Source organism: Roseivivax lentus (assembly GCF_900156805.1).
GTDB lineage: Bacteria > Pseudomonadota > Alphaproteobacteria > Rhodobacterales > Rhodobacteraceae > Roseivivax > Roseivivax lentus.
Map to the genome: position 1 here is coordinate 40175 of NZ_FTOQ01000002.1, position 26481 is coordinate 66655.

Consider the following 26481-nt stretch of genomic DNA (forward strand, 5'->3'; position numbering starts at 1 on the left):
ACGTGAATGGCGACACTGGTATTTCAGGGAACGAGCGTTGCCGCCGTCGGCAGCGCCAACGACGACGGCTCGGGCGGCGTCGACCTGATCCTCGATCAGACGCAGGATCTCGACGGCAACGGCGCGCAGGAAGGGTTGCGCCTCTACGTCCAGAACGGCGTGCTCTACGCCTCGATCATCGACAGATACAGCGCCCAGACCAGCAATACCGGGGTGTCCGTGGTCCGCACCTGCGAGAGGCAGCAGGTGGCCGTTACCTTCGGCAACGGCAACCTGACGCTCTTCCAAAACGGCCTCCAGATGGCGCAGGTCTCTTCCACGCTCAGCCGGACCGGCAACAGCGCAGAGCTCTGGATCGGCGCCCGTCACGACGGCAATTGGAACGAGACCCACTTGGACGGCCGGATCGACGAAGTCGCCATCGATGACCGTCGCGGAGGTATCCCGTCGTGAGCTATACGGTGACCCTCTTCGACTGGTCGCTCTACACCCTGCCGGCTGGGCTCTCCCAAACCGACATCGAGACGGATTCCCGCGCCAACGATCCGGCCAGCGCATTCTATGACAGTGGTGCGCCGACTTGGATCGGTGAGACCTTCACATATAACGGCGGCACCTCGACCGAGATCGTTGTCAACGACGACGACACCGTGTTCGAGGATGCCTATGTCGAAACCGGCGGCAGCCAGACTCTTGCCCAGGACGTCACGATCAACGGCGTCACCTACACCGCCGGTTCGGTCATCCAGAACGAATTCGCGATGGTCGACGCAATGGGCAACGAGGTCTGGGTCCTCCGCATCGACAACACGAATGTTGGCTTCGTCTACAAGGTCGGCGAGGAGCCAACCGGCGGTCAGACCTTTACCGCCGCCAACGGCCGCGACGGCGACGCCGCCGATAGCGGCGACGGCCTGAGCTCCACCGTCGACTACAGCGAAATCGACCCGCGCGATGGCACGATCACCGGCTCCTCGGGCAGCGACCTGATTGATGCCTCCTATACCGGCGACCTCGAAGGCGACATGATCGATGATGGTTGGGCCGGCGGTCTCGGTACCGACAACAATTATGTCGAGGCAGGGGACGGCAACGATACCGTGCTGTCGGGGCTGGGCGACGACACCGTCTTTGGCGGAACAGGCAACGACAGCATCCGCGGCGGCGACGGCGCCGATTCCCTTGTGGGCGGCGCGGGCAGCGACACGCTGCGTGGGGGCGCCGGCAACGATTTCCTGGTTGGCGGCGACGGCACCCGCGACTTCCTCCAGGGAGACGCCGGCAACGACTCGATGATCGGCGGGGCCGGGCAGGACGCCTTCGTCATCTATCAGGATGACGGTATCGACAGGATCGACGGCGGCGGCACCTCCGACGATGCGGTCGGGGATTATCTCGAACTGTGGTCGAACAATCTGGACGGCGTCTCCGTCACGTTCGCTGCCATTGATGGAAGTGGAACCTATTCATATCTCGGGGCCGGCACCGGATCGGGCACTTTCGTAAATCTCGAACAGGTCTACGCAACCAACAACGACGATTATATCGACGCGACGGCGACCACGGCCGGTGAGATGTATGTGAACACCCGCGCGGGCAACGATACGATGCTGGGTGGCGACGGGGTAGAGATCTTCTCAGGCGGAGACGGCAACGACAGTATCGATGGCGGCGGCGGCGGCGACCGGCTTTACGGCGGCGCGGGCGCCGACACGATCTCGGGCGGCGACGGCGACGATTATATCGAGGGCGGTGACGGCGACGACCTGCTGATCACCGGTCTCGGCCAGGACACGCTGATCGGCGGGGCGGGCAACGACACGCTGATGAACGCCGCGGGCGACGACAGCCTCGTCGGGGGCGATGGCGACGACAGTATCGTGGCCACCGACGGCAACGACACGCTGGAGGGCGGGGCGGGCAACGACACGCTTTTCGGCGGCGCGGACAACGACAGCCTGTCGGGCGGTGGTGGAAACGACTCGCTCATGGGGGAGGCCGGAAACGACACGCTGGATGGCGGCGGTGGTGCCGACCTGCTCGATGGCGGGGCGGGCGATGATCTGATCGTCGATACCGGAACCGGCTCAGGCAGTAAGGACACGGTCTACGGTGGCGACGGCAACGACACGATCGACGCGGGCAACCGCAGCGATACGGTCTACGGCGGCGCGGGCAACGACCTGATCACCGATAGCGGCGGGGACTTCAGCGACGACACCATCTACGGCGAGGCCGGGAACGACACCATTTCCGGCGGCACCCGGGAAGACCTTCTCGATGGCGGCGACGACGCCGATACCTTCCTGATCGAGGACGGCTTCGGCAACGACACCATCGTCGGCGGCGAAGGCGGCGCCGACAGCGACACCATCGATCTGAGCGCCCTGACCGGCCCCGTCACGGTCAGCTATAGCGGCGACGAAATCGGCACCATCACCGATGGCACCGATACGATCAATTTCAGCCAGATCGAGCGGCTGATCCTGACCGACCACGCCGATTTCGTCGATGCCACGCTCGACAATGCCGGCGTCGACATCGTGGCGGGCGCCGGCAACGACACGATCTTCGGCACCAACCAGGCAGACCTGATCGATAGTGGCGATGGCGACGACGCCGTCCATACCGGCGGTGGCAACGACACCATCGAGACCGGCGAAGGTTCGGACACGATCTTTCTCGACGACAGCGACGGCGGTGCCAGCAATGTCCTGACCGACAGCGGGACCGCGGGCACAGATCAGATCGTCCTTTCGACCGGTGCCGGCACCTACCGGATCCAGGGTGATTTCTCGGACGCGCAGGGTTTCGAAATCATTGACGGGAGCGGCACGAGCGGTGACACGCTCGGGACTCAAGATGCCGTCGCGAATTTCGATTTCACCAATGTGACGCTGATCGGCGTGGATGAAATCGACGGCACGTCGAACGCGGATACGATCGTGGGATCGGCCGGAGACGACTCGATCCTCGGTCTCGGCGGCGACGATCAGCTTTCCGGCGGCTCGGGCAGCGACACGATCGACGGCGGCACGGGCGATGACAGCCTCACCGGCGGCGGCGGAGACGACGTGTTCACCGTCTCGGACGGCAACGACACGATCACCGATTTCAACGCCGGGAACACCGGCGCGCTGGGCGACGGCGACGCCACCAACAACGATTTCATCGATCTCGGCGGCTATTACGACAGCCTCGACGAGCTGCGCGCCGACCAGGCCGATGACGGGATCCTGAACCAGTCGAACACGCTCGACGACGAAGGCAACGCGGTCGATTATTCCGACAACACCCAGTTCGGCGCCAATTCGCTGACGATGCAGGGCGCCACTGCCTCGAGCTTCAGCTACGACAATACGGGCATCGTCTGCTTCACCTCCGGCACCGCCATCCGCACGCCCCGCGGTGATGTCCTGATCGACGATCTGCGGATCGGCGATCTGGTCAACACCATGGATAACGGGCCGCAGCCCATCCGCTGGATCGGACGCCGCGAGGTGGGGCCCGAAGCGCTCGCATCGACGCCATCCTTGCGCCCGATCCTGATCCGCCGCGGTGTGCTCGGGGCCGAGCGCGATCTGCTGGTGTCCCGTCAGCATGCGCTGCTCGTGAACCGCGAAACGCTGGCGCGCGCCGCACATCTCGTCGATCTGCCGGGCCTCCCGGTGCGCGTGGCCAATGGCAAGCGGCGCGTGACCTATATCCACCTGATGTTCGATGCCCATCAGATCATCTTCGCCGAGAACGTGCCCGCCGAAAGCTTCTATCCCGGCCCGATGGCCGTCTCGATGCTGGAGCCCGGTGCCCGAAGAGACATGATGCGCTGCTTTCCGGAATTCACGGGCGCAAAGCACCCCAAGGCCATCGCGCCGATCTACGGCGAGACCGTGCGCGAGATCGCGAGGCGCAGGGCGCTTGCGGCGGCAGCCGCGCTGCCAGTGCTCGGCGCGTAACCCCGATCGCCGCGCGGCATCGCGGCCCCCCTGACGAAATACGCCGGAGTGGGCAGGCCCGCGCTTTGCCCCCGAAACCGGCCCCCCGGGGCACCGGATCACTTGCGGCGTTCGAGGCCGCGGGAGCGCGGCCGCGCGGCCAACCACCAAAAAATCGCGACAAATTTTCGCCCGATTTCCTGCAAATTTGAGACAAAGGCGCACTGTATCCCCGCTGGAAACAATGAAAGCAGACCGGAGATTTCGGTCTCCTGCAGGACCCCTCGGAAGAAAGGGGCCGTGCGACGGGCAAGGATCGGGCAGATGCCGACATATTCGGTCGAGATCTATCTCACGGACCCTCTCAATGTCTGGGGGACGACGGTCGGCGCCACGCGCACCTGGACCGGGGCCGCGGATACCGGCGGCACGGCGACGATCACCGACAACCAGGCCGGAAGCGGATCGCTGACGCTCGAAGATATCGGCGCGGGCGAAACCGCGACGGCCACGGTCACCACCCCGTCGGGCACATCGACCAACGTTTCCGTCTATGCCGAAGAGGTCTGGACCGTCACCGACACCGTGACCGGCGAGACGTTCCAGGTCGCCACGCTGCGCGTCACGTCCGGCGATGTGACCGGCTATTACACGCTGTCGGAACAGACCCTCGTCCAGGGCCGCGCCTACACGATCGACCAGGTCGACACGACGCCCAATGCGGGCGCGGGCGATCCGCTGTTTACCTATGCCGATTACACGGTCGGCACCGCGGGCGACGATTCCATCGATTTCAGCTATGCCGATCCGCAACTCGACGGCATCGACCAGGGCCTCACAACGCTGGGCGACCAGATCGCCGCCGGTGCGGGCAACGACACCGTCTATGGCGGCGCCGGGGCGGACACGATCGACGGCGGCTCGGGCGACGATCTGATCTATGGCGACAACGGCGCGCTGAGCAATCCCGCGCTGAACGAGACCTTCCAGTGGAGCAATGTCGCCCCGGACGGCACCGATGTCTCGGCGGGCTTCACCGAGAATGCGGGCGCGATGGATGTCACCGTGTCCTTCGCGGATATCGGCAACAACAATCCGACCTTCGAGATCGATACCGCCCAGGCCCAATATGTCGGCGCCGAAGGCTTCTCTCCGAACTCCTCGCTGTTTCTGTTCGGCAACGGCGATGGCGCCACATCGGCCACGACCATCGGGTTCAGCGGCGCCACTGCGGAATACGCCGACGAGGTCGAGAACCTCACCTTCATCATCAACGACGTGGACTGGGGCAGCGGCAACCACACCGACGTCATCACCGTCACCGCGATCAATGCCAATGGCGACCCGGTCAGCGTCACCCTGACGCCCTATGGCGGCGACACGGTCAGCGGCAACACGATCACCGCCAACACGGTGGCCAATACCCCCGCGCAGGCCGACGGCGCGGTGCTGGTCGAGATCGCGGGCCCGGTCTCGTCGGTCGAGATCAGCTATTCCAACCTGCAGGGCGGGACCCAGGGCATCTGGATCACGGATATGTCCTACGACGTGATCCCGACCGCCAGCACGGACGACCTCATCACCGGCGGCACCGGTGCCGACACGATCTTCGGCGAGACGGGCGACGACACGATCCTGGGCGATGACGGCAACGACTCGCTTGTGGGCGGCGACGGCAATGACAGCCTCGAAGGCGGCATCGGCGCCGACGTGCTGTCGGGCGGGTCGGGCGACGACACGCTTCTCGGCGGCGACGGCAACGACACGCTGATCGCGGGCGGCAATTCCGGGCTGGGCGACAGTCTCGTCGGCGGGGCGGGCGACGACGTGCTGACCGACAGCTTCTTCAACGCCACGCTGGAAGGCGGCGACGGCGCCGATCTGTTCAACGCGGGCTACGGCACGGTCACCATCGACGGCGGCGAGGGCGGCACCGATCTCGACACGCTGTCCTTCGCGGTGGCCGACGACACGGTCGCCATCCTGCTGACCGTCGACGAAGCCGGCGGCTTCGTCGACGATGACGGCGACAGCGGCGTCTTCACCAATATCGAGGCGTTCGAGCTGTCCTCGGGCGCCGACAGCTTCGATGGCAGCGCCGCCGCCACGCCGGTCCTGGTGAGTGCGGGCGCCGGGAACGACACGCTCATCGGCGGCTCCGGCAACGACACCCTCGATGGCGGCGCGGGCGATGACAGCCTGACCGGCGGTCTGGGCAATGACCGCTTCATCGTGTCGGGCGGCAGCGATGTCATCACCGATTTCAACACCGCCGGGGCCGGGGACGGCGACGCCACCAACAACGATTTCATCGACCTCGGCAGCTATTACGACAGCCTCGACGAGCTGCGCGCCGACCTTCTGGATGACGGCATCCTGAACCAGTCGAACACGCTCGACGATGAAGGCAACGCGGTCGATTACTCCGACAACACCCAGTTCGGCGCCAACAGCATCATCGTTCAGGGCGCGAGCGGCAGCACCTTTTCCTCCGACAATACCGGCATCGTCTGCTTCGTCGCGGGCACCCGCATCCTGACGCCGCGGGGCGAGGTCGCGATCGAGACGCTGCGCGTGGGCGATCTGGTCTGCACCGGGGATAACGGCGCCCAGCCCGTCGCCTGGATCGGCCGCCGCGATGTCGGGCCCGAGGCGCTCAAGGCCGATATCGGGCTGCGTCCGATCCTGATCCCGCAAGGCATGTTCGGCAGCGACCGCGATCTCTTGGTCTCGCGCCAGCACGGGATCCTGGTCGGCGACGATCATTTCGTGCGCGCGGGCCATCTGGCCGAGTGTGCGCAGGGGCCCCGCATCGCCCATGGCAAGCGCGAGGTGACCTATATCCACCTGATGTTCGACGCCCATCAGATCATCTTCGCCGAAGGCGTGCCGAGCGAGAGCTTCTTTCCCGGGCCGATGGCGCTGAAGATGATGTCGGCAGCGGACCGGCAGGGTCTCGAGGCGCGGTTCCCGGCTCTGAGCGGCATCGCGTCGGTCGAAGACGCCGAAGCGCGCTATGGCGCCCCGGCGCGCCCCTCCGCCAGGAAAAAGCAGGTCCGGGCGCTCTTGACCGCATCCCGTCCCGCGCCCGGCAGGCGACCGAAGGCTGTGCCGGGCCAAGTGGGCCTTCTCGTCGCGCAGGCATGGAAGAACGGGCAGGTGCAGGCCGTCGCCGCCCGCTGATCGCATCCCGCCACGTTCGCGCGCGTGTCCCTTTGGCGCACGAGAAATGGCGGCAACTTTTCCAGCCGCCGCCCTCCGCGTGCATCCTGTCAGTCGTAGCTCAGCGCCGTCGCCTTGCCGCGGAACACCGTGTAGGAAATCGCCGAATAGATCGCGATCACCGGCAGCACGAAGACCGTGCCCACGAGGATGATGGCGAGGCTCTCGGGCGCTGCGGCGGCCTCGTAGATGGTCAGCTGGTCCGGCACCACGTAGGGGTAGAACGAATACGCGAGCCCCACGAACGCCAGGCAGAAGAGCGCGATCGTTGCGGTGAAGGGGAACCACGCCCAGCTGTCATCCTTGGTCGGCAGATGGCGCAGCGCCAGAACCAGAAGCGTGGCGATCAGCGCGAACCCCAGGGGCATCGGCGCCAGCAGCACCACTTCGGGAAAGCTGAACCACTTTTCGAAGACCCGGGGCGAGGCGAGCGGCGACGCGATGGACACCGCGGCAAGCCCGCCCAGCAGACCCCAGATGCCGCCCTTGGCCCACTTCACCGCCTTTTTCTGCAGCGCGTCCTCGGTCTTGTAGATCAGCCACGTCGCCCCGATGAAGGAATAGGCGACGGTCAGGAAGATCGCGGTCAGCGTGGCAAAGGCCCAGGTCAGCGGGCCGGGTGCGAGGCCGAGGATATAGGCGCCCAGCATGTAGCCCTGCGACAGCGACGCCATCGCCGATCCCGCGACGAACGCCCAGTCCCAGTTGCGCTTCTGCGTGATCGGCGCTTTCACGCGGAACTCGAAGGCGACGCCGCGCAGGATGAGACCGATCAGCATCACCGCGACGGGCAGGTACAGCGTCGACAGGATCTGCCCGTGCGCGGTCGGAAAGGCCACGAGTAGCAGGCCGATGGCAAGGACGAGCCAGGTCTCGTTGGCATCCCAGAACGGGCCGATGGAGGCGACCATGCGGTCGCGCTCCTCTTCGGTGGCGAGCGGCGACAACAGCCCCACGCCCAGATCGAACCCGTCAAGCACCACGTAGATCAGGATCGACAGGCCCATCAGCGCCGCGAAGGTCGCGGGCAGCCAGACGGTCGGGTCTCCGAACAGCGTCATCATGGCGGGGCTCCTTATTCAGCCGGTTGCAGGTTGGGCGCGGCGCGGTCCGCGGGCAGGCCGCCCTTGCCCGCAGCTTTCCGTGCGAGGTGCACGAGCGCGCCGATATAGGCCAGGGTCAGCGCCGCATAGACCGCGAGGTAGGCGATGAGCGTGCTCAGCACCATGCCCGAGGGCACGTCCGCGACGGCGGCTTCGGTCGGCAGCACGCCCGAGACGAGCCAGGGCTGACGGCCGATCTCGGTCACGTACCAGCCCGCGAGCGTCGCCACCCAGCCCGAGAAGGTCATGACCATCGCGACCCAGAAGACCGGGCGCGGCAGCGCGTCGAGGCCGCGGCGCGTCTCGCGCCAGGTGCCGGTGGCACCGGGCTTGCGCATCGCCATCAGGGCCAGCGCGCCCCAGCTCAGCGCCAGCATCGCGAAACCGGTGCCGACCATCACCCGAAAGCCGTAGAACACGGGCGCCACGCGCGGGTGCAGCACTTCGCCGTCTTCGGTGACGAAGTCGTTGAGGCCCGGCACCACGCCATCGGGGCTGTGCTTAAGGATCAGGCTCGCGCCGTTCGGGATGCCGATCTCGAAATCGTTCGAGCGGGTCTCCTCGTTCGGCACGGCGAACAGCACCAGCGGCACGTTTGGGCCGGTTTCCCAGTTGCCCTCCATCGCCGCGACCTTGGCGGGCTGATGCTCCAGCGTGTTCAGACCGTGCATGTCCCCGGCGAGGATCTGCAGCGGGATGAGCGCGGCCGCCGTCATCAGGCCGGTGCGCAGCGTCGTGCGCACCTCCGCACCCCGGTCGCCGATGATCCAGCGGAAGGCCGAGATACCGGCGATCAGGAAGGCCACCGTCAGGCCCGAGGCCAAGAGCATGTGCACGAGGCGGTAAGGCATCGACGGGTTGAAGATGATCGCCGCCCAGTCGGTGGCATAAGCCACGCCGTCGCGCATCTCGAAGCCCTGCGGCGTGTGCATCCAGCTGTTCAGCACGATGATCCAGAAGGCCGACATGGTCGTGCCGAAGGCCACGAGGAAGGTCGCTCCGGTATGCGCCCAGCCCGGCACGCGCCGGAAGCCGAACAGCATGATGCCGAGGAACACGGCCTCGAGGAAGAAGGCGGTCAGCACCTCGTAGGCCAGAAGCGGCCCGGCGATGTTGCCGACGCTTTCCATGAAACCCGGCCAGTTGGTGCCGAACTGGAACGACATGGTGATGCCCGACACGACGCCCATGGCGAAGGACAGCGCGAACACCTTTACCCAGAAGCGGTAGGCGTCCATCCAGCGCTCTTCGCCGGTGCGGTTGAAGCGCAGTTTGAAGAACAGCAGCATCCAGCCCAAAGCGATGGTGATCGTCGGGAACAGGATATGGAACGAAATGTTCGCCGCGAATTGGATCCGCGACAGCAGAAGGGTGTCCATCATGTCATTTGTCCTCGTTGGCAGCCGCTTTCGGGGTGGAGCGCATGGGAATGACGCGTCCCGTGGCCGTGACCAGTTTGGAAAGCGTGGACCCGGCCTTGAGAAGGGTGGCCAGGCGTTCGGTTTCGATCCGGGCGAGGTCGTCATAGAGCGCGGTCATGCTCTCGATCAGCTCGCGCAGCTCGGTGATGCGGGCGGTGGCATAGGTGTCGGTCTGCCCCGCATCGGCGCTTTCAAGCTCGAGCTCCCGCAGCTTAGTCAGCGTCGGGTCGATCTCGCGCTTCTTGCGCTCCTCGACCAGCGTGCGGACTATCGCCATCAGATCGGTCGGCGTGGTGAAGAACTCGCGGCGGTCGCCATCGATATGCTTGCGGATCACGAGCCGCCAGTTCTGCAATTCCTTGAGACCCATGGATACGTTCGAGCGCGAAAAGCCCAGGCGTTCGCAGATGCCGTCGGCACAGAGCGGCGCATCGCTGATGAACAGCAGCGCGTAGATCTGCCCGACGGTCCGGTTGATCCCCCAGCGGGATCCCATCTCGCCGAAATGGAGTATGAATTCGCGTTCGATCCGGGTCATGTCTTCTTCGGTTTCAGAAATTCCTGAAATTCAAATAAGGGCTGAAAGGGTGTGCCGCAACGCCAATCGGCGCATCGGGACGGCATGTCGCAGCCACTGTCCGGCGCCTGCCCAAAATGGCGGCAGGCCGGATTAAAATACTGAGAGTGCGTTATAAATTTTCACCGCCGCTTGGCGCCCGGGACCCGCTCAGGCGAGGTCGCGCGCCATCTGCTTCGGCGGCAGGAGGTTCGTCCGCCGCAGCGTCAGAACCGGGTAGCTTTCGTCCTCGAGCACGCGCAGGATGTCGAAATCCGGCTCGACCTTGCGCAGCTTCCCGGCCATGGCGATGGCGCGGTCGCGCTGGCCTCCGGCGGCGTAAAGGCACATCAGGTGCCGCATCGGCGCCCGGAAGACCGGCGCACGGGCATGGGCGCGCTCGAGATGGCCGATGGCCTGCGCGATGTCGCCCACGGTGATGGCCGAGATCCCCGCCAGCGTGTCGAACCAATGCGCCGAGGACGACCGGCTCGCGAGGTTCGCGGCAAAGCGGCTGGCGTTGAGGGCGGTGTCGGCTTCGCCTGCCCGCAGCGCCACGGTGGCCTTCGCGGAATGGCTGAACGCGTTGTAGGGGCTGGCCCGCACCGCATCCTCGGCCAGCGCCGCGCTGACGCCGGTATCGTTCTCCAGCATCGCCAGCAATTGCGCCACGAGCGAGCTGACCAGCGCGTTGCCGTCATTGCCGACAAGCGCCATCTGGGCGAAGAGGTTCGCCTCCTCGTACAGCGTGGCATTCTCTGGGTCGATCCGCTCCACGATCATGATCTGCCGCAGAAGGCTGCGCCAGGCGGCGATGCGCGGCAGGGGCAGCAATGCGGCCGCCTCGGCCAGCAGGGTTTCGGCATGGCGCAGCTTGGCGCTGTCATAGGTGAACATCGCGGCGATGGCGGCGTTGACGCGCGCATCGACCTGCAGCGCCACGCCGGCATCCGCCTCGCGCGAGAGATCCTGCGTCAGGACCCGTTCGGCGGAATGAAAGACCATGCGCGGGATGTCGCCCTGCTGCAGCAGGTCCGGCTGCTGCGTGTCGATCCGCGCCTTGTCGGACCAGATCACCTCGCCGCTGTCGCGCCGGGTCAGCCCCGCGAGGACCTGCACGTTGTGCCCGACCGCGAGCGTGCTGACCCCCAGCACCAGGTCCGACGGCTCGGTGGCACCTCCGGGCTCGGTATAGATGCTGAAACAGCCGAAATCGGCGATGAGATTGGCCATCGTGTCGCCCAGAAGCGCGCCGACGAAGGCGCCCTGGCCCTCGTTTTCCTCGCCATAGGACTTGATCCGCAGTTCCAGGCCCCGTTTCGGCTGCTGCTCGGGATCGACGGCGCCGGGCAGGATCGACCGGTCGAGCGTGCCCAGCTCCTCGAGGATCCGCGACAGCGCCTCCTCGCGCCATTGGGTGAAGGCCGGGTCGCCGATCTGGACGTTTTCCAGAAGGTCGCGCCCGGTCCGCAGCGCCTCCAGCGCCGTCTCCGGCCCGGTCTCCACGTCGCAGGTGACGCCGTCGAGGCGCACCGCGTCGCGGTCGGTGTGGAACTGCGCCGCCGCGGGTCCCAGCGCCTTGCGGATCTCGGTCAGCACGGTGCGCAGGCTCGCCGAGGCCTGCTGCGGGCTGCGATCGGACCAGAGCGTCCGTTCGATCCAGCGCCGCGCGCGGGTATGCCCGTCGGTGCGCGCGAGGATCGCCAGCAGCGCACGCGCCCGCGCCGAGGAGGGCGTGCAATCGCGCCCCTCCGCGTCGGTCATGCGAAACCCGCCGATCAGCTGGACGTGCAAACGCTGGCCCCCTCCTGCGAAAGACATGTCACGCTAGCAGGTTTGCCCCGTTCCGCAAACATAGCCGAGCGAGCGTGAAATCTTCGTCAAAACCCGGGTTCGGCGCGCGATGCGGCTTCGTTGCGGGCCGCGATCGGGGCAGATTGAATGCGGGACACTAGCAAAGGTGAGTATTTGGTATGGCGACACTCGGCATTCACGGGATCCATGGCATTCACGGGATCCACGGTATTCATGGGATCCACGGCATTCACGGCATTCATTCGGGCGGCGGGGCGGGGCCCCTTGCCAGCAACGCGCTCGGCGTCACCGCCGAGGGGCTTCTGGGCTATTGGGACGGCACCGGCGAGACGCCCGCGGCGCCTTCGGGCGCGGTGATCGACCGGCTGCAGGCGCTGCAACCCGATGCCCGCGCCGCCGCCGTCGCGCAGGAGATGAGCGGCTTTTTCACCGTAACCGGCACCAGCGCCGCGCCGCGCGTCTCGGGCCGGGGCATCACGCTGACGCTGCCGACCCCCGGCGCGGACGATCTCGGCACCCACCAGCTGCCCTATCTGCGCAGCGCGATGGATCTGCGCGCCGACCGTCTGGGCGAGATCGTGCTGCAGACCGGCGACATGCTGGGCTTCTTCGGCTCGCAGATCCATCTCGACAATTATTCCCGCCGCTGGACGCTGGAGCTTCTGGCGCGCGTCTACGACGTGGTGATCCAGCCCGAACAGGCGGTGAAGCTGGCGGCCTCGGTGCCGCGCCCCAGCGCCTATTCCCCGAAGGTGCAGCCGATGATCCAGACGCCGGGCCACGGCTCCTGCCCGAGCGGGCACGCGACCGAGGCCTTCGCCTTCGCCACGCTTCTGTCGCTCATGTGGCTCAAGGGCCGGGCGCCGGGCGAGAATGCGGTGCGCGGGCTGATCGACATCCTGATCGCCGAGACGCCGGGCAGCGCGGCGGAAGAGAATGTGCTGATGCCCTTCGCGCTTGCCGCCCGGATCGCCGACAACCGCACCGTGGCGGGCGTGCATTTCCCGATCGACAGCGCCTATGGGGGGCTTCTGGGCTTCATGCTCGGGATCAGCCTTGCGCGGCCCGCGCTGGGCGACGGCTTCACCCATGATTTCGCGCCCGCCGCCCCCTTCACCGAGGATGCCGCGGCCTGGAACGGCGGCTTCACCCTCGAGGCCTGGCGCGAGTGGCTGCGTGCGCTCCTGCCCGCCGATCTCGACGCGGCGACCGCTTCGGGCCGCCGCGCGCGCCTTCTGGGCGCGATCGGGACTCAGGCCCTCCGGGAATGGGGATGAACCAGCATCACGCCGCGTCCGGTCCGGGTATCCGGGCCGGGCAGGGGCGGCGTCGCTTGAAGGATTGCCGCCAGGTCGGCTTCGGGATCGCCGGGCGTCCCTGAGGCGAGCCACAGATGCGCCAGCGCCCGCGCCACCCGGGGGGCCGCGACGCTGGTGCCCGCGAAGCGCACGACCGAGCCCGAAAGGACCCCCGCCGCCCGCGCGCCCGACGTCATCGCGCCATCCGCGCCGCGCGCGGCCAGCGTCGGACCTTCGGATTCGCCCGCCCGCGCCAGCATGTCGATGATGCCTTCCGCCGAAAACCGCTCGGGCTGGCCCCGATCGGGCTGGCCGGTGACGGGCCGGGCGGCGGCCACGAACCACAGATGCGCGTTCGTCGCCCCCGAGAATGCCACCGCCGTGCCCTGCCGGGTGACCGGGTTGCAGGGCGCCGGCGCGCCGAGCGCGCCGAGTTCGGGATCGAAGAGCCAGCCCGGCGCATCGAGATAGGATTGCCGCCCCCGCGGGCGGAAGCCCGGCGGCGTGTCGTCGCGCTGCACCTCCGCGGTGACCAGCGCCGGGGTCTCCGACGCGGTGCTGATTTCCACCTTCCACGCCCCTGCGGGCAACGTCGGGCGGCCGTCCATCCGGTGCGTGGGCGCCAGCGCGATCAGCATGCTGGGATAGGGCGGGGCGGCCTCTCCGCCGTTGTTCAGATCGGCGACCTCGGTGCCGTAGACCGCGCCCAGAACCGCTTCGTTCCGGGTCAGAAGCCATCCCTCGCCGGGCTCCAGCCAGTCGAGCGTCAGCGCGGGCCAGCGCGCATCGGGCGGGGTCAGCCGCAGCCGCATGCCTTGGGCCTCGGGCTTGGTGCGCAGTTCCAGGAAACTCGCCGTGCGGTCGTCGGGCTGGACCCGCCAATCGAGCCGCATCGGCGCGGCGCGGCTGACCTCGGCGCGCGCCACGAGCTGGTCGAGCCGGGCATTGCCATAGGCCGCGACGACCTGCAGCCGCCCGCCCGAAAGCCGCGCGTAGCGGTCGATCTCGAAACCGATCCACTGCGCGAGAAAGGCGGTGTGATCGCCCGGACCCGCCAGCGCGCCGAGGCTCAGCGTGACGATCACCGGCCGACCGTCGCAGCGCGACAGCCGCAGCGCCTCGGTCGCGATCCAGCGCAGCGCGATGGCCACGTATCCTTCGGTCTTGCGCCCCGAGGTTTCCGCGATGGCGGCGGGGGGCAGTTGCACCGCGAGGATCGGCAGCGCGGTCAGCGCATCGTCCACATCCTCGAAATCGGCTCCCGCCGCGAGGTCCAGTACATGCGTGCCGTGGCTCGCGCGATGATTGGTCGTGCGGCGCAGATCGGCGGGCAGAAGCGCGTCGTTGCGCGCCCGGTAGAGCGCCGCCTCCGACACGCCCGAGGCCAGTTCGGCGTCGATATCCGCCTTGGTCAGCACCTGGCCGATGCGCATTTCGGGCAGCGGCTCGATCAGGTCATGGGCGGCGGCGCGCGGTTCGGTCTGCAGCCACAGCTTCTCGATCCGGGTCTCGGTCGGCGCAGCGCGGAAACGGCTGTTCAGATAGCCGATCCCGTCATCGATGCAGCCCATGATCGGCGCGCCGGGCGTTGCGGTCGCTTCCGTGCCTTCGGCCTGCGGGATCGGCGCATGGGCGCGGGGATCGGTCTCGCTCAGGCTTTCGACGCGCGGGCCCACATGCAGCAGGTGGCAATAGGCGGGCACGTCCGCGATCTCGCCCAGCCAGAAGAAGGCGACGGTCACGCGCCACGGAAAGGCCGCCGACGGTGGGGAGAGATCACCGCCGGCGCCGTTCGACGCGCCGCCGGACAGAGGGTCGGAACGGCGCTTCAGCCGGTCCAGTTCCGTCGCCAGCGCGTCGCGTTCCGCAACCTGGAGTTTCGCGCGCGGCTCGTCGCAGATCGCCTCGATCGCCGCGTGAAGGGTGGTGACCGAGCCGCCCGGACGCAGTTCCGCAAAAAGCAGGACGGCGCGGGGGTCGCGAATTGCCGTTGCGCGTTCCCAGTGAGAATAGCCATCGAAGGGCGCGTAATCGCCCACGATCTCGGTCCAGGCCGCTTTATGGTCGGACGCAATGCTCATGTCTCACCCGTTCGTTACACTTTACCCAGGGTCACCTTGCCACGATTCCCTGTAAATCCACGCCGTGAATTGCCGTGAAGGCGCGTATTAACGGTATTTTAACGGATGGGAGACGCCGCCTTCACGTACGGCTCTGCCGCGTGCCCGGACGAATTGCACAAAGCCCGCGAATTGGTCACTCTGGATCCCATCCACGCCGCCACGCGGCCCGCCGCACCCGTTTCCGCATCGAAGGACAGCCGCCATGCCCAAGGACATTGCCTCGGACCCGATCATGATCTGCGCCGCCGCCCGCACGCCGCTCGGCGCGTTCCAGGGCGCGTTCACCGGCGTGCCCGCGACCGAGCTCGGCGCGGCGGCGATCCGGGCGGCGCTGGCGCAGGCGGGACTGAAGCCCGACGCCGTGCACGAGGTGCTGATGGGCAACGTCCTGCCCGCAGGGCTCGGGCAGGCGCCTGCCCGTCAGGCGGCGCTGGCCGCGGGGCTGCCCGTCTCGGTGCCCTGCACGACCGTGTCGAAGGTCTGCGGCTCGGGCATGAAGGCGGTGATGCAGGCCCATGACGCCATCGCGGCGGGCTCCGTGGGGGTTGCGGTCGCGGGCGGCATGGAAAGCATGACCAACGCGCCGTATCTCCTGCCGCAGGGCCGCGCCGGCGCGCGGATCGGCCATGCGCGCGTGCTCGATCACATGATGCTCGACGGGCTGGAGGACGCCTATGACATCGCCCCCGACGGCACCCGCCGCTCGATGGGCACCTTCGGCGAGGAATGCGCCGAGGCCTTCCAGTTCACCCGCGACGACCAGGATGCCTATGCCATCGAAAGCGTGACCCGCGCCAAGCGCGCCGCCGAGAGCGGCGCCTTCGACTGGGAGGTGACACCGGTCGAGGTGAAGACCCGCAAGGGCATTGTCGAGGTGAGCCGGGACGAAGGCCCGCAGAACATCGACCCCGACAAGATCCCGAACCTCCGGCCCGCTTTCCGCAAGGACGGCACGATCACCGCCGCCTCGTCGTCGTCGATCAATGACGGCGCGGCCGCGCTCGTCCTCGCACGCGCCTCCGAGGCCGAGCGGCTGGGCCTCGCGCCCATCGCGCGGATCGTCGGCCACGCGGCCTTCGCGGGCGCGCCGGGCTGGTTCACCACCGCGCCGATCTACGCCAAGCAGCGGCTCTTCGCGGATCTCGGCTGGTCGGTGGAGGATGTCGACCTCTTCGAGATCAACGAGGCCTTCGCGGTCGTCGCCATGGCCTCCGCCAAGGAACTGCGCATCCCGCGCGAGAAGCTGAACGTGCATGGCGGCGCGGTGGCGCTGGGCCATCCCATCGGCGCCTCGGGCGCGCGCATCCTGGTGACGCTTCTGGGCGCGATGCGGGCCGAGGGCGCGCGGCGCGGCGTCGCGTCGATCTGCATCGGCGGCGGCGAGGCCACGGCGATCGGCGTCGAGATGGAAAGGTGACGCCGGGCAGGCGCTGGTCGCGGCGGCCTGCGGCCTTGATCGCGCGACGGGGTGCCCGGATCGGACCGGTCAATTCCCCGCGTGAATCCGCGCCACCAAACCCGGTAATTCCGCGAACTCCGAAAACCGCGCCGCGGCGGTGATCTGGTCATGCGGCAGGTGGCAGTAGCCTTCGGTGAAGAACACGAAGGGCACGCCCGCCCGCGCCGCCGTCTCCGCATCGACCTCGCTGTCGCCCACATAAAGCGCCGGTCCTTCCCCGAGCCCGGACAGCACCGCGTGAAGCGGCTCCGGATCGGGCTTGCGCACGGGCAGGCTGTCGCCGCCCAGCACGCTTTCGAAGAGATCGCTCATCTCGAAATGGCGCAGCAAGGCATGGGTGGGCGCTATGGGCTTGTTGGTGCACAGCCCGAGCCGGTGCCCCGTCGCGGCAAGCCCATCGAGCGCGGCGCGCATGCCGGGAAAGAGCGTGCTCAGCGACACGCCGCTTTCATACTGCGCGATGAAGCTCTCCAGAAGCCGCGCCTGTTCGGCATCGCCGATGCCCCGCAAGGCCCGCATCCGCTCCACGAAGATCGCAGCGCCGCTGCCAATGCAGCCGATGGTCTCCTCGAGGCTCAGCGCCGCGGCGCCTTCCCCGGCCAGCACCGCATTGGCCACGGCCTGGATGTCGGGCGCCGAATGGACCAGCGTGCCGTCGAGATCGAAGACGATCCGCGCGGGCATCAGGCCCAGACGCCGCTTGCGGCTTCGCGGATGGCGCGGATGTTCCGGCCATAGACCTCCGGGTCGTCGACCGAGCCGCCCTTGAACACCGCGGAGCCCGCCACCAGCACGTCCGCGCCCGCCGCCACGACCTTGGGCGCGGTCTTGGGATCGACCCCGCCATCGATCTCGATATGCACGGGCCGGTCGCCAATAATGGCGTGCAACTCGGCGATCTTGCCGGTCATGTCGATGAAGCTCTGCCCGCCGAAGCCGGGATTCACCGTCATCACGCAGACCAGATCCGCGAGGTCCAGCACATGCGCCACCGCCGAGGCCGGCGTGCCGGGATTGAGCGCGACGCCCGCCTTCATGCCCGCGCCCCGGATCGCCTGCAGGGTGCGGTGGATATGCGGGCCCGCCTCCACATGCGCGGTCAGGATATCCGCGCCCGCCTCGGCATAGGCCTCGATATAGGGATCGACGGGCGCGATCATCAGATGCACGTCCATGACCGTCTTCACGTGGCGGCGGAAGGCCTTCACGGCGGGCGGGCCGAAGGTCAGGTTGGGCACGAAATGCCCGTCCATCACGTCCACATGGACCCAATCGGCGCCCTGATCCTCGATGGCGCGAATCTCGCGTCCGAAATCGGCGAAATCCGCCGACAGGATGGAGGGGGCGATCTTGACGGACCGGCGCTGGGACATCGGGGCATTCCTTTGCGAACGAAATCTGGCGCGCTTCTGCCATGCCGCCGCCTGCCCGTCGAGAGGCGATGGGACCGGCGCCGCGCCCGGACCGTCATGCCCCTGTCATCGAGAGCCGCTAGCAGGCGGACGACGCTGACGCATCCGATGCCGGAGGCTTTGAAAGATGATGCAACTCGATCCGCTGCGCTACGTGCTCAGCTGCTGTTTCGGGGCCTCGCGCTCCGGCCCGATTTCGCGCCTGACGCGCCGCGCCTGGCGTCCCGCGCTGGAGTGAGCCGCGGGCTTTTGCGCCACATCCCAGGGGGGCTGCGCGCGCGGGCCTTGCCCGCAGGCCGCCACGCGCCGCACAAAGGCGCGAGCATTGCGCGTCGGAGCCGCCCTCATGACCCAGACGATCACCCTTTTGAACGGGCCGAACCTGAACCTGCTCGGGCAGCGCCAGCCCGAGATCTACGGCCACGAGACGCTGGCGGACGTGGCGCGCGACTGCACCGCCCTCGCCGAGGCGGGCGGCTTTGCCCTGACCGCGCTGCAATCGAACCACGAGGGCCAGATCGTCGACTGGATCCACGAAGCGCGCCACGCGGCGGCGGGCATCGTCATCAATCCCGGCGCCTATTCGCATACCTCGGTGGCGATCCTCGATGCGCTCAACGCCTATGACGGGCCAGTGATGGAGGTGCATATCTCCAACATTCACAAGCGCGAAAGCTTCCGGCATCACTCCTACGTCTCGGCGCGGGCCGATGCGGTCTTCGCGGGGGCGGGCACCGATGGCTACCGCTTCGCGGTGATGCGGCTGCTGACGCTTCTGAAGGGTTGACACCGCCCGGACGGGTTACGGCCACCGGCAAAGTTTCGCGGCTAGGCAGGGGTTTGGGCAAATCCCCCGCAGACGGGGATTGACCGGTTTCTCGTTTCCTGTATCCATCTAGTGAAATTCAATTCTGCATAGTAAAACTCAGGGAGGAGATACGATGCATTTCATGAAGGCCGCGCTGACCAGTGCAATGATCCTTGGCGGAGGCACCACCGGTGCGCTCACGCTCGGGGCGACCGGTGCCGAGGCACAGCAGCTTTTCGTCGGCGAGGCGGGTCCGAACCGCGGCGCCCGGGGCGAATCGCTCAATTATTTCGCCCAGCAGGTCGAAGAGATGTCGGGCGGCGACGTGTCGCTCAACATCCAGTGGGGCGGGGCGCTCTTCAAGGCCGGTGCGGCGCTGTCGGGCATTTCCGACGGGGTGGCCGACATGGGCACGATCATCGCCGTCTACTTCCCCAAGGAGATGGCCGCCTACCGCGTCGCCGACATGCCGCTCGAGAACGCCGATGCCTGGGTCGGCATGAAGGCCACCGACGAGATCATGCGCTCGAACGAGGCGATCCAGGCCAATCTCGCCGCGCAGAACCTCGTCTATCTCGGCACCTTCACCACCTCGGCGGTGCATATCGGCTGCAAGGGCACCGCGATCCGGTCGGTCGAGGATATCGACGGGCTGAAGATCCGCGGCGTCGGCGCTTACGGCGACACGTTCGGCGATTTCGGCGCGAACATGGTGCCGATGTCGATCTACGACGCCTATCAGGGCCTCGATACCGGGCTCATCGACTGCTCGCAGACCTACAGCTACGCGACCGCCGCGCTGAAGCAGCAGGAAGTCATCGACAGCTACACGCTGCTGAACTGGGGCCAGACCGGCGCGCTCGGCGTCTTCGCCAACAAGCAGATCTTCGACGGGCTGCCCGCCGAAACGCAGCAGGTGCTGCTCGAGGCCGGCCGCAAGATGTCCGACGAGCTGGGCCGCCTGATCACCGCCGATAACGAGGCCGCCATCGAGACGATGAAGGAAGCGGGCGTCGAGATCATCGAACTGCCCGAGGCCGAGCGCGCGAAGCTCGTCTCCGAAGGCGCCAAGTATGTCGACGAATGGGTCGCGCAGATGGGCGAGCTGGGCCTCGACGGCGCCGCCATCCTCGAGGAGTACAAGGGCCTGCTGGCCAAGTACGCCCAAGAGCGCGACGAAATGGGCTACCCCTGGGAGCGCGAGCAGGGCTGAGCCCCGCCGCGCGCCGCGCCCGGTAGCCTCGCCGGGCGTGGCCCCGCCGCCTTTCCATCCCCCGAACTTCCCTGAAGGTGTCACCATGCTGCGCCGTATCGAGCAATTGCTCGTCGATCTGGCTATTGTCTCCGTCCTGGGCCTCGGCTTCCTGATCACCCTGACGGTGGTCCTGCGGGCGGGCTTCAATTCGAACGTGCCGGACGCCATCGTCATGGTCCGCGAACTGATGGTCGCCGCGGTGATCCTGCCGCTGGCCGCGACCACCGCAAACCGCGCCCATATCGTCGTGGAATTCGTGTCGAACCGGATGCCGCCGCGGATGCGCGACAGCCTCATCGTCTTCGGGTCGGTCTTCGGCCTTCTGGCACTGGCGCCGCTCCTTTGGGCGGGCTGGCGCGAGGTCACCCATACCATCGCCTCGGGCGGGTATTTCTTCGGCGATCTGCAGCTGCCGAAATGGCCGGGCCGGGTGATCTTCCTCGTGGGCATTTCCTTCTGCTGGCTGCGCCTCGCCATCATGGTCTGGCGCGACGTGGGCGCGATGCGCGCTGGTCGTCCCCTGCCCGAGACGGGCTACGGCCCCACCGCGAACGGGGAGGGCTGAGCCATGGACGGAACCATCGTCGGACTCGTCGCCTTCGCCGCCGTGATCGTGCTTCTGGGCCTTCGCGTGCCCATCGCCTTCGCGCTTGCGGGCGTTGCCACCGTCGGCACCTTCGTGATCTTTGCCTTCCGCACCGGCAGCTTCATGCCCGAGCGGGCCTTCACGCCGACCTCGAGCCTCGTCTTCTCGAATTCCTTCGACCTCGTGCACAGCTACGATCTGTCGATGATCCCGCTTTTCGTGGCTTTGGGCCACATCGCCTATCGCGCCGAGATCACCACCAAGATCTACCATGCCGCCCGCGTCTGGCTCGCCTCGATCCCGGGCGGGGTCGCGATGGCCTCGGTCGTGGGCTGCGGCGGCTTCTCGGCGATCACCGGATCCTCCATCGCCTGCGCCTCGACAATGGGCCGCATCTGCAGCCCCGAGATGCTGCGCATGGGGTATGACAAGCGCCTCGCCACGGCCTCGGTCGCCGCGGGCGGCACGCTGGGCTCGCTCATTCCGCCCTCGGTGCTGTTCATCATCTACGGCATCTTCACCGAGACCTCGATTTCCGCGCTGTTCCTCGCGGGCATCATCCCGGGCATCCTGTCGCTGCTGGGCTTCCTGCTGGTGATATGGATCTGGGTGCTGCGCGATCCCGCCGCGGCCCCGGCCTTCACCGGCACGATCTCGGGCCGCGAACGCGCGGAGGCCGCGCTCGAAGCCTGGCCCGCGGTTGCCCTCTTCGTCATCATCGTGGGCGGCATCTACGGCGGTATCTTCACCGCCACCGAAGCCGCGGCGGTCTGCGTCTCGGCGGCGATCCTCATCGGCTTCGCGCAGCGCAAGCTGACCTTCGCCGCCCTCTGGGAAAGTCTGCGCGAGACCGTGGTGCAGACCACCTCCATCTTCATCATCGCCGCGGGTGCCAAGATCTTCGTGGCCTTCATCGCGCTCACGGGCGTCGCGGGCGAGATCGTGGGCTTCGTGACCGATGCGAACCTCTCGGTCCTCGTGCTCTTGATTGCCATCGCGATCATCTACCTCGTGCTCGGCATGTTCCTCGACCCGATCGGGATCATGGTGCTGACGCTGCCGCTGATGGTGCCGCTGGTGGAAAGCTATGGCTGGGACCTGATCTGGTTCGGCGTCGTCGTCATCAAGCTGCTGGAGATTGGCCTCATCACGCCGCCGGTGGGTCTCAATGTCTTCGTGATCTCGGGCGTGGTCGGCAAGGAAGTCCCCATCGACCGCATCTTCTCGGGCATCCTGCGCTTCCTGACGGTCGACGTGATCGTGCTGGGCCTCATCATGGCCTTCCCGATATTGTCCCTGCTGATCCCGATGTCGATGTGAGGAGGGAGCCCATGCGCGACGACAGCGATATCCGCATCCTGCCCAAGGACGAGAACGACCGCCGCTTCGCCACGACGCTGGCACGCGGGCTGGCGGTGCTGCGCGCCTTCCGGCCCTCGGACGACGGGCTTGGCAATGCGGAGATCTCCGAACGCACGGGCATCCCGAAATCCACCGTGTCGCGGCTCACCTTCACGCTGCAATCGCTGGGCTATCTGAACCACGCTCGCCGGCACGACCGCTACCGTCCCGGCCCGGCGCTTCTGGCGCTCGGCAATGTCGCGGCCTCGTCCATCTCCTTCGTGGAACTTGCAGGCCCGATCATGCAGCGGCTCGCGGACGAGACCGGCACGCTGTCGCTTCTTTTGGTGCGCGACGACACCAAGCTTCTGATCCTGAAGACCTGGCGGCCCACGGGCGTCTCCTCGCTCTGGCTCGAGACCGGGCACCGGCTGCCCTTCAACGGCACGTCGTCGGGCCATGCGCTGTTGGCGGCGATGACCGAAGAGGTCTTCGAGAAGACCGTCGCCAACGTCGCGGGCGCGCAGGGCCTCACGCCCGAACGCGCGGCCGAGGTGCGCCGCGAGGCCTGGGGCCAGCTGATCGGGCAGGGCTTTTCCATCACCGATCCCGACGAATACTACACCCCCAGCATCCACGCCGTCGCGCGCCCCTTCCACTCGCGCGACCTGTCCGAACCCGTGGTCTTCACCTGCGGCGCGCTGCCCTCGGATCTCAGCGTCGAACGGATGCGCACCGAGGTCGGCCCCAGGCTCAACGCCGCCGTGCAGGAGCTGGAGCGGATCATGGGGCAGGGCTCCGCCATGACGATGCGGGGCTGACGAGATGAATTCACCAATCACGCAGAGAGGTGCGGCATGACCGACATGGTCACTTATGAGCTCGAGGACGGCATCGCCGTCATCACCGTGGCGAACCCGCCGGTCAACGCGCTGGGCCATGCGGTCCGCAAGGGCCTGTGGGACGCGATCGACCGGTTCAACGCCGAGCCCGAGGCAAAGGCCGCGCTGATCCTCGGCGCGGGCAAGATCTTCCTTGGCGGCGCGGATATCTCCGAATTCGGCAAGCCGCCGAAAGACCCGTGGCTGCCCGAGGTCTGCAACCATATCGAGGCGGCAACGAAGCCCGTGGTCTGCGCCATCCAGGGCGCGGCGCTGGGCGGCGGGCTCGAAGTGGCGCTGGGCTGTCATTACCGCGTCGCGCTCAAGGGCGCGAAGCTGGGCCTGCCGGAGGTCAATCTCGGCATCATCCCCGGCGCGGGCGGCACGCAGCGCACGCCGCGCGTGATCGGTGTGAAAGCCGCGCTGGAGATCATCCCGGCAGGCGGCACCGTCTCCGCCGAGCGCGCGGTCGAGATGGGCCTCGCCGACCGGCTGGCGACAGGCGATCCGCGCGCCGCGGGTCTCGCTTTCGCGCAGGAGCTTGTCGCCGAAGGTGCTGCTCCGCGCCCCGTGGGGCAGATGCCGTGCCCCGACCATGACGCCGAGGCGCTCGCGGAGGCGCGCGCGCTCTGGTCGAAGAAGAACCGCGGCGAGGTGGCGCGTCTGGCGTCTATCGACGCGGTCGAGGCCGCGACGCGCCTCGAGATCATGCCCGGCCTCGAGGAAGAGCGCCGCATCTTCTCCGAAATGATGGACACGCCCCAGCGAGCAGGTCTCATCCATGCCTTCTTCATCGAGCGCAAGACCGCGAAAATCCCCGAGATCGCAGGCGTCGATCCGCGCCCCGTCGCAAGGATCGGCGTGATCGGCGGCGGCACGATGGGCGCGGGCATCGCCACCGCGGCCCTGACCCGTGGCCTCGACGTGACGCTGATCGAACGCGACGACGCCTCTGCCGACAAGGCCCGTGCGACCATCGCGAAGAACCTCGACGGGGCCGTGAAGCGCGGCAAGCTGGGTGCGGCGCAGAAGGACGCGATCCTGTCGGACACGTTCCGCACCGCGACCGGCTACGACGCGCTGTCTGACTCCGACCTCGCAATCGAGGCCGTGTTCGAGGACATGGACGTCAAGAAAGCCGTCTTCGCCGAGCTCGACCGCGTCATGAAGCCGGGTGCGATCCTCGCCACGAACACCTCCTATCTTGACGTGAACGAGATCGCGGCCAGCACATCGCGCCCCGCGGACGTGATCGGGCTGCATTTCTTCTCGCCCGCCCATGTGATGAAGCTGCTGGAGGTGGTCGTCGCCGACAAGACCGCGAACGACGTCACTGCCACGGCCTTCGCGCTGGCCAAGACGCTCGGCAAGACCGCCGTGCGGGCAGGCGTCTGCGACGGCTTCATCGGCAACCGCATCCTCGCGAAATATCGCGCGGCGGCGGACCGGATGGTCCTGCAGGGCGCGAGCCCCTACCAGGTCGACCGCGCCATCAAGGCCTTCGGCTGGCCCATGGGCCCCTACGAGATGGGCGACCTCGCGGGCCTCGACATCGGCTACATGACCCGTAAGCGGAAGGCCGCGACCCGCGATCCGCGCGACATCGTGCCGAGCTGGGCCGATGCGCTCTATGATCTGGGCCGTCTCGGCCAGAAGACGGGCCGCGGCTATTACATCTACGAAGAGGGCACGCGCGGCGGCAAGGAAGACCCCGAGGTCGAAGAGCTGGTCGCCAAGGCCCGTGCCGAGGCGGGCATCGACCCCCGCGACTTCACCGACGACGAGATCCAGCGCCGTTACATGGCCGCCCTCGTGAACGAGGCCGCGGACGTGGTCGAGGAAGGCATCGCGCATCGTCCGCTCGATGTGGATGTGACCTTCCTCTACGGCTACGGCTTCCCGCGCTTCCGCGGCGGCCCGATGCACTGGGCCGACCATGTGGGCCTCGCGGGGCTCCTGTCGGATATCGAGGACTACGCGCAGGAAGACGATTTCTTCTGGCAGCCCTCCGCGCTCCTCAAGCGCCTCGTCCAAGACAACGCCACTTTTGCCAGCCTGAACGACAAGGGCTGAGGGAGGACATCCATGAACGATCCCGTCATCGTCTCCGTCGCACGCACGCCCATCGGCAAGGCGGCCCGCGGCAGCTTCAACATCACCCACGGCGCGGACCTTTCGGGCCATGCCGCCGAACACGCCGTGGCGCGGGCGGGCATCGACCCCGCGCTGATCGAGGATTCGATCTGGGGCTGCGGCTATCCGCAGGGCGTCACGGGGCGCAACATCGCCCGGCAGGCGGTCATTCGCGCAGGCCTCCCGGTCAGCATCGCGGGCACCACCGTGAACCGTTTCTGCGCCTCCGGCCTGCAGGCCATCGCCATGGGCGGGCACATGATCGCCGCCGAGGGCGCGAAGGCCGTTCTGGTCGGCGGCGTCGAGTCGATCTCGGGCGTGCAGCCGCCTCCCGACGAGGCCCCGAACAAGTGGATCATGGAGCACAAGCCCGACCTCTACCTGCCGATGATCGACACCGCCGACAACGTCGCCGCGCGCTACGGCATCTCCCGCGCGGCGCAGGACGCGCTGGGCTACCAGTCCCAGATGCGCACCGCCGAGGCGCAGGAGGCGGGCCGCTTCGACGCCGAGATCGCGCCGATGACAGTCACCATGGCCAAGAAGGACAAGGAGACCGGCGAGGTGACCCACCACGAGGTCACCATCGCGCAGGACGAGTGCAACCGTCCCTCCACCACGCTCGAGGCGCTTCAGGGGCTGAAGCCCGTGCGCCAGGGCGAGAACAAGTTCGTCACCGCCGGCAATGCCTCGCAGCTTTCCGACGGCGCGGCGGCGCTGGTGATGATGGACGCGAAAGAGGCCGAACGCGCGGGCGTCGAGCCGCTGGGCCGGTTCCGGGGCTTCGCCGTCGCGGGCTGCGAGCCCGACGAGATGGGCATCGGCCCGGTCTTCGCCGTGCCGCGCCTTCTGGAACGCGCGGGCCTCACCGTCGACGACATCGACCTCTGGGAGCTGAACGAGGCCTTCGCCTCCCAGGCGCTCTACTGCCGCGACACGCTCGGCATCGACAACGACAAGATGAACGTCTCGGGCGGCTCGATCTCGGTCGGCCATCCCTTCGGCATGACCGGTGCGCGCATGGCGGGTCACCTGATGTTCGAGGGCAAGCGCCGCGGCGCGAAGCTCGGCGTCGTCACCATGTGCGTGGGCGGCGGCCAGGGCGCCGCGGGCCTTTTCGAGATTTTCTGAGA

At 67.5% G+C, this 26481-nt stretch carries 19 protein-coding genes; 12 read left to right on the forward strand and 7 right to left on the reverse strand.

What is annotated here, in order from left to right; all coding sequences use genetic code 11:
* Positions 1 to 6 precede the first annotated feature (6 nt).
* From BW990_RS03805 to BW990_RS22505, 3 genes are all read left to right on the forward strand, one after another.
* The gene (locus tag BW990_RS03805) at positions 7 to 453 is read left to right on the forward strand and encodes a LamG-like jellyroll fold domain-containing protein (RefSeq protein ID WP_076445241.1); all 447 of its coding nucleotides are present in this window, start codon (positions 7 to 9) and stop codon (positions 451 to 453) included.
* Positions 450 to 3956, forward strand: coding sequence for a Hint domain-containing protein (locus BW990_RS03810; RefSeq protein WP_076445244.1), 3507 nt, complete (start codon positions 450 to 452; stop codon positions 3954 to 3956). The genes BW990_RS03805 and BW990_RS03810 overlap by 4 nt, the downstream gene beginning before the upstream one ends.
* A 303-nt stretch (positions 3957 to 4259) precedes the next feature.
* Positions 4260 to 7118 carry a Hint domain-containing protein gene (locus BW990_RS22505; protein WP_076445246.1) on the forward strand — a complete coding sequence of 953 codons (2859 nt, stop codon included), beginning with the start codon at positions 4260 to 4262 and terminating at the stop codon, positions 7116 to 7118.
* Between the two features lie 89 nt (positions 7119 to 7207).
* Here BW990_RS22505 and BW990_RS03820 read toward each other — a convergent pair whose 3' ends face one another.
* From BW990_RS03820 to BW990_RS03835, 4 genes are all read right to left on the reverse strand, one after another.
* Positions 7208 to 8221, reverse strand: coding sequence for a cytochrome d ubiquinol oxidase subunit II (locus BW990_RS03820; RefSeq protein ID WP_327213840.1), 1014 nt, complete (start codon positions 8219 to 8221; stop codon positions 7208 to 7210).
* Positions 8222 to 8232: 11 nt separating this feature from the next.
* Positions 8233 to 9642 (reverse strand): cytochrome ubiquinol oxidase subunit I, encoded by a 1410-nt coding sequence (locus BW990_RS03825; protein WP_234990157.1) that lies wholly within the window; start codon positions 9640 to 9642, stop codon positions 8233 to 8235.
* Between the two features lies 1 nt (position 9643).
* The gene (locus tag BW990_RS03830) at positions 9644 to 10219 is read right to left on the reverse strand and encodes a GbsR/MarR family transcriptional regulator (RefSeq protein ID WP_076445249.1); all 576 of its coding nucleotides are present in this window, start codon (positions 10217 to 10219) and stop codon (positions 9644 to 9646) included.
* Positions 10220 to 10408: 189 nt separating this feature from the next.
* A complete protein-coding gene (locus tag BW990_RS03835) occupies positions 10409 to 12001 on the reverse strand; it encodes a hypothetical protein (RefSeq protein WP_143526071.1) in 1593 nt (530 codons plus the stop codon).
* Between the two features lie 209 nt (positions 12002 to 12210).
* Here BW990_RS03835 and BW990_RS03840 point away from each other — a divergent pair, with 209 nt between their 5' ends.
* Positions 12211 to 13329 (forward strand): phosphatase PAP2 family protein, encoded by a 1119-nt coding sequence (locus BW990_RS03840; protein ID WP_076445253.1) that lies wholly within the window; start codon positions 12211 to 12213, stop codon positions 13327 to 13329.
* Here BW990_RS03840 and BW990_RS03845 read toward each other — a convergent pair.
* A complete protein-coding gene (locus tag BW990_RS03845; protein ID WP_076445255.1) occupies positions 13305 to 15431 on the reverse strand; it encodes a S8/S53 family peptidase in 2127 nt (708 codons plus the stop codon). The genes BW990_RS03840 and BW990_RS03845 overlap by 25 nt on opposite strands.
* 256 nt (positions 15432 to 15687) lie before the next feature.
* On the opposite strand from BW990_RS03845, the gene BW990_RS03850 reads away from it, so the two are divergent.
* Positions 15688 to 16890 carry an acetyl-CoA C-acyltransferase gene (locus tag BW990_RS03850; protein ID WP_200798025.1) on the forward strand — a complete coding sequence of 401 codons (1203 nt, stop codon included), beginning with the start codon at positions 15688 to 15690 and terminating at the stop codon, positions 16888 to 16890.
* A 69-nt stretch (positions 16891 to 16959) separates the two neighbouring features.
* Here BW990_RS03850 and gph read toward each other — a convergent pair whose 3' ends face one another.
* Complete coding sequence (gph, locus tag BW990_RS03855; RefSeq protein WP_076445259.1) at positions 16960 to 17616, reverse strand: phosphoglycolate phosphatase; 657 nt, start codon at positions 17614 to 17616, stop codon at positions 16960 to 16962.
* On the reverse strand, positions 17616 to 18305 hold the full coding sequence (gene rpe / locus BW990_RS03860; protein ID WP_076445261.1) for a ribulose-phosphate 3-epimerase: 690 nt from the start codon (positions 18303 to 18305) through the stop codon (positions 17616 to 17618). The genes gph and rpe overlap by 1 nt, the downstream gene beginning before the upstream one ends.
* A gap of 385 nt (positions 18306 to 18690) precedes the next feature.
* On the opposite strand from rpe, the gene aroQ reads away from it, so the two are divergent.
* The 7 genes from aroQ to BW990_RS03895 all read left to right on the forward strand — a co-directional run bounded on the left by aroQ (position 18691) and on the right by BW990_RS03895 (position 26479).
* A complete protein-coding gene (gene aroQ / locus BW990_RS03865) occupies positions 18691 to 19131 on the forward strand; it encodes a type II 3-dehydroquinate dehydratase (protein ID WP_076445264.1) in 441 nt (146 codons plus the stop codon).
* A gap of 154 nt (positions 19132 to 19285) precedes the next feature.
* Complete coding sequence (locus BW990_RS03870) at positions 19286 to 20365, forward strand: C4-dicarboxylate TRAP transporter substrate-binding protein (protein WP_076445267.1); 1080 nt, start codon at positions 19286 to 19288, stop codon at positions 20363 to 20365.
* A gap of 85 nt (positions 20366 to 20450) precedes the next feature.
* A complete protein-coding gene (locus BW990_RS03875) occupies positions 20451 to 20972 on the forward strand; it encodes a TRAP transporter small permease (protein WP_076445269.1) in 522 nt (173 codons plus the stop codon).
* Positions 20973 to 20975: 3 nt separating this feature from the next.
* Entirely contained in the window at positions 20976 to 22313 is a 1338-nt protein-coding gene (locus BW990_RS03880) for a TRAP transporter large permease (protein ID WP_076445271.1), read from the forward strand.
* Between the two features lie 11 nt (positions 22314 to 22324).
* Entirely contained in the window at positions 22325 to 23155 is an 831-nt protein-coding gene (locus tag BW990_RS03885; protein ID WP_076445273.1) for an IclR family transcriptional regulator, read from the forward strand.
* A 36-nt stretch (positions 23156 to 23191) separates the two neighbouring features.
* Positions 23192 to 25288 carry a 3-hydroxyacyl-CoA dehydrogenase NAD-binding domain-containing protein gene (locus tag BW990_RS03890; protein ID WP_076445275.1) on the forward strand — a complete coding sequence of 699 codons (2097 nt, stop codon included), beginning with the start codon at positions 23192 to 23194 and terminating at the stop codon, positions 25286 to 25288.
* 12 nt (positions 25289 to 25300) lie between these two features.
* The gene (locus tag BW990_RS03895) at positions 25301 to 26479 is read left to right on the forward strand and encodes an acetyl-CoA C-acyltransferase (protein ID WP_076445277.1); all 1179 of its coding nucleotides are present in this window, start codon (positions 25301 to 25303) and stop codon (positions 26477 to 26479) included.
* Positions 26480 to 26481 lie beyond the last annotated feature (2 nt).